The sequence below is a fragment of the Ferruginibacter sp. genome (assembly GCF_031430955.1).
Classification (GTDB): domain Bacteria; phylum Bacteroidota; class Bacteroidia; order Chitinophagales; family Chitinophagaceae; genus Ferruginibacter.
Genome location: NZ_JANPCM010000651.1, coordinates 1 through 3733, shown reverse-complemented (window position 1 = coordinate 3733; position 3733 = coordinate 1). Strand labels below are relative to the sequence as shown.

General features: G+C 34.6%; 5 protein-coding genes and 1 pseudogene. 2 read left to right on the top strand and 4 right to left on the bottom strand.

All coding sequences use genetic code 11. From position 1 onward, the window contains the following. From ACY65O_RS18465 to ACY65O_RS18455, 3 genes are all read right to left on the bottom strand, one after another. A partial coding sequence (locus tag ACY65O_RS18465) for a VWA domain-containing protein (protein WP_462222333.1) occupies positions 1–523 on the bottom strand: 523 nt, incomplete at its 3' end. 216 nt (positions 524–739) lie between these two features. After that, entirely contained in the window at positions 740–1558 is an 819-nt protein-coding gene (gene blaOXA / locus ACY65O_RS18460; RefSeq protein ID WP_462222332.1) for a class D beta-lactamase, read from the bottom strand. A gap of 23 nt (positions 1559–1581) precedes the next feature. Continuing rightward, positions 1582–2232: a DUF3109 family protein gene (locus tag ACY65O_RS18455; protein ID WP_462222331.1), complete on the bottom strand. Its 651-nt coding sequence runs from the start codon at positions 2230–2232 to the stop codon at positions 1582–1584. 167 nt (positions 2233–2399) lie between these two features. On the opposite strand from ACY65O_RS18455, the gene ACY65O_RS18450 reads away from it, so the two are divergent. Continuing rightward, positions 2400–3077 (top strand): DUF2306 domain-containing protein, encoded by a 678-nt coding sequence (locus ACY65O_RS18450; RefSeq protein WP_462222330.1) that lies wholly within the window; start codon positions 2400–2402, stop codon positions 3075–3077. A gap of 43 nt (positions 3078–3120) precedes the next feature. Continuing rightward, positions 3121–3486, top strand: coding sequence for a hypothetical protein (locus ACY65O_RS18445; protein ID WP_462222329.1), 366 nt, complete (start codon positions 3121–3123; stop codon positions 3484–3486). Positions 3487–3490: 4 nt separating this feature from the next. Here the strand turns inward: ACY65O_RS18445 and ACY65O_RS18440 are convergent. Further along, a pseudogene (locus ACY65O_RS18440) lies at positions 3491–3733 on the bottom strand (hypothetical protein); the annotation flags it as partial.

Below are 3733 nucleotides of genomic sequence, written 5' to 3'. Positions count from 1 at the left end.
CATCGCCAATTACGGTGCCCTGTGTGGGTACAATATCCGGCGTGGCAGAAGATAAATACATTTTTGCTGCACCATGATCGCCGGTTAGCGGCATTTGTAGATAGGCTTTGCCTGCAAAAACAACAATGCCAATTCTGTCGTTACTTAATTTATCTATCAGTTTACCAATTGCCTGCTTGGCTCTTTCTAACCTCGATGGCTTAACATCCTGCGCCAGCATACTTTTGCTTACATCTAATGCAATCATTACATCAATTCCATTACGGGTAACTTTTGCTGCGCCCTGTGGCGAACGTAAATTAGCCAGCGCAAAGGCTGCCGATGCAAAAGCCGTAACTATCAAAATAAATTTTAGTGCAAAGCGTGGGGCTGAATAATTTTTAATCATTTCTTTTACCAACCTTTCATCACCAATTTTTTTTATAGTTTTCTTTTTCCAGTTTAATGCCAATAAAAACAGTAATACCAGAATTGGAACGCCTGCTAATGCTAATAAAAATTCTATGTATTGAAAATTGTACAATTAGATATAATTAAAAGATATTTGAAATACCACCCTCAGACATTGTACTTCCGGGTTCAGGTTTTTTACTCTTTCCTGTTTTAATCCTGTAAATAAAAACACTCATCCCTACTACCGGAACAAAAAATAATAAAATAAAAACTAACCAATCCCAAATCATGCAACTATTTTATAAGGTAAAATAACCAAATTTACTCTTCATAATATTGTTAAATCTTATTTCTTCCCCTCAAAAAAACCTAATTGTTTTAAAATACCCATTGTAATATTTTTTCGTACAGCCTTCATATCAATTTCTTCTTTACCAGCTTTTACAAATGTTACAAAAAAATACACGTGGTTATTCTCTTCAACCCAACCGGTTTGCCAGCCAATATTATTTTTTTGCTCATCAAAACCCCAGCCGGTTTTATAACTCAATTTGTATGCCGTATTATCTTCCTGCAGCATTACACCCTTTACCATTTCATGCACACTTTTTCTAAAAGGTAATTGATCAAAATATAATCTTTTCATCAAACCCAATTGTTCATCTGGCGAAATTTTTAATGTATTATTCAGCCAGAAAGAATCAATTGGTCCGCTGATATTTTTATTACCATAGCCAATACTGTCTATCCATCTTCTCATGGTATCTTTTCCAATTCTCCTCGCCACTTCCTGGTAATAAGGCACGCTGCTTACTTTAAAAGCCTCGGTCATGCCCATATCTTTATTCCAGTCTTCATTAGTCCTTTTAATACCATCCCATTTAATCATCATGGTGTCGTTGGTAATTACGCCGCTTTGCAAACCAATTAAAGAGTTAACAATTTTAAAAGTAGATGCAGGAGAAAAACGTTGTGTATCCAGCTGCATATTATACACGGTAACTTTTCCATCTGCATTATTCAGTAACGTAAAACAGCCATCTACTTTGTTTTCATCAAAATATTTTTTCAGGCTATTATCAATTTTTGCTTTGTTTACACTACAGGAGAAAAGGGTAATTAGTAATAAGGAATTAGTAATTAGTAATACAGTATTCTTCTTCATAATAACAATTAGTATAAAAATCTTTATTGAGGTTTTGAGGTATTGTTTATATGTTTTGCAGTAGCATCCAGTGCATCATAAAATTTTTGCCCAAATTTACGCACCAGCGATTCTTTTAAAAAAACATACACGGGCACTTTTAATTTTTTACCGAGGCTGCAGGCAGCTTTGCAATTATCTTCCCGTGGTTCGTAATTAACATAAATATTATTGCTGCGTTTACTCTCCTTAGTAATTACCGGAAACAAATGACAGCTGATAGGTTTTTTCCATTCCACTTTTCCATCAAGATAAGCCTGCTCAATACCACATTTTACAACGCCCTGTTTATCTTTAATGCCGTACACACAAACTTTACTTTCAATTGTTGGTGTTACCCAGCCATACTCTTTATCATAAACATAGCGGCCCTGCTTTTCAATTTCTTTTTTACTTTCTGCATTTAAATAGGGCAGCACTTTATCAAATACTTCATTAATTTTTTCCAGCTCAGCTTTTTCAAGCGGTGCGCCTGCATCACCATCTACGCAGCAGGCGCCTTTGCATTTACTAAGGTCGCAAACAAATTGTTCATTCACCACCTGGTCGCTCACTAAAATATTATCTATTGCAATCATGGCGGCAAATTTACAACAATCATGCAGCAAAATTTTTAAAATTATTTGTAATCTCACTATTAGTTCTGTTTAAACATTAGTGCTGCTTTTACTCAAATTCTTCATAAACGCTGACGGGGTTGGTAACCGCCGTCAGGGTTATTTAAAGCCTTAACAAATTTGTAACAATAATATTTATGGAGAAATTTTGGTTCGGCTATCCATAACAATTCAAACCAACCTTTATGCTTAACAGCCGCCAGCTAACACTGCAAAATAGCATCCGTTATTTTTTTGGTGCATTATTCTGGATACCGGTGATATTTTTTAGTTTGCTGCTGGTAAAAAATACACTCCCTTATTTTTCATTCAGCCAGAATTTTATTTTTATAGAAGAGCGGGCTCTGCTGTTTTTAAAACCAGTTTATAAATTCAGTTTTTATACGCACATTTTTGCAGGCATGTTTTGCATCATTGCTGCCCTTACACAATTCTCTACTTATATTTTAAAGAAAAGAAAAGTATTACATATCTGGATGGGGAAAATTTATGTGCTGGTGGTTTTGATTATTGGTGCGCCTACCGGACTGTACATGAGTTTTTTTGCAAAAGGAAGTTTTTGGGAGCGGATGTTGTTTATGTTTATGGCAATGTATTGGTTTTTCAGTACTGCGAAAGGTTTACAAACTATAAAAGTAAAAAATGTGCTGGCACATAAAAACTGGATGATACGCAGCTACAGCATGGCAATGACAGCAGTTACGTTTAGAATTTATCATATTTTGTTTGATTACTATGGCGTAGATCATCTGTATAATTACGAAATATCGCTTTGGATAAGTGTGCTGGGTAATATGCTGGCAGCAGAATATTTTATTTTCAGAAAAAGTAAATCTTATTTAAAAACATTTAGCATTAATTAATAAAAATTCTTAAACCAAATTTCCATCATTTAAAACAAAAAACATGAAAGCAATTATTTATGCAGGTATCGGCCTTTTTTCGGCAGCAAGTGTGTATGGTGTTGTTGATTATTACAATACTAAAAGCAATGGTACGTTAGAAAAAATGTACAAAGAAGAAACCCCTTTATCAGAACGTAAAGATGAAACAATTACCACAGTACCGCTTACCGAAACGGCAATAAAAAATGAAGCTGTTTCCGATAAAGCATCCGTGGCAAAAGCCAAAACAAAAACTTCCAAAAAAAGTAAAAAAAATAGAACATACGTTCGTGAATTTAAGTTCTCCAACTTTTCCAGAGGAAGGATTGTACCTAAAGTTATTGAAGATGTAAAGCCTGTGACAGAAGTGAAAAAAGAAAATAAGTAAATTATTATTTTGTGCTTTTAATTTCTGGCTGAACAGCATTAATTGTTGCTGCAGGCAATTTTTCTGCGCCTGCAGCTTTATTCGTCCAGCGGAAACTGTTTATTATATGTTCAATATCTTTTTGTAAAAAATCCTGCACCGGCCTTAAGGAATCTGCATTGGGTGTTACATCAAAATACAAAGCACCCCGTATAAAATTTTTTGTTGTGTCGCTTAAAAAAAAATTGCTTTGCCGTTGCTGCATTGC

What these genes read in the sequence shown, in the direction of transcription:
- blaOXA (WP_462222332.1), bottom strand. Translation starts at nt 1,558, where the DNA reads ATGAAGAAGAATACTGTATTACTAATTACTAATTCCTTATTACTAATT.
- ACY65O_RS18450 (WP_462222330.1), top strand. Translation starts at nt 2,400, where the DNA reads ATGCTTAACAGCCGCCAGCTAACACTGCAAAATAGCATCCGTTATTTT.
- ACY65O_RS18445 (WP_462222329.1), top strand. Translation starts at nt 3,121, where the DNA reads ATGAAAGCAATTATTTATGCAGGTATCGGCCTTTTTTCGGCAGCAAGT.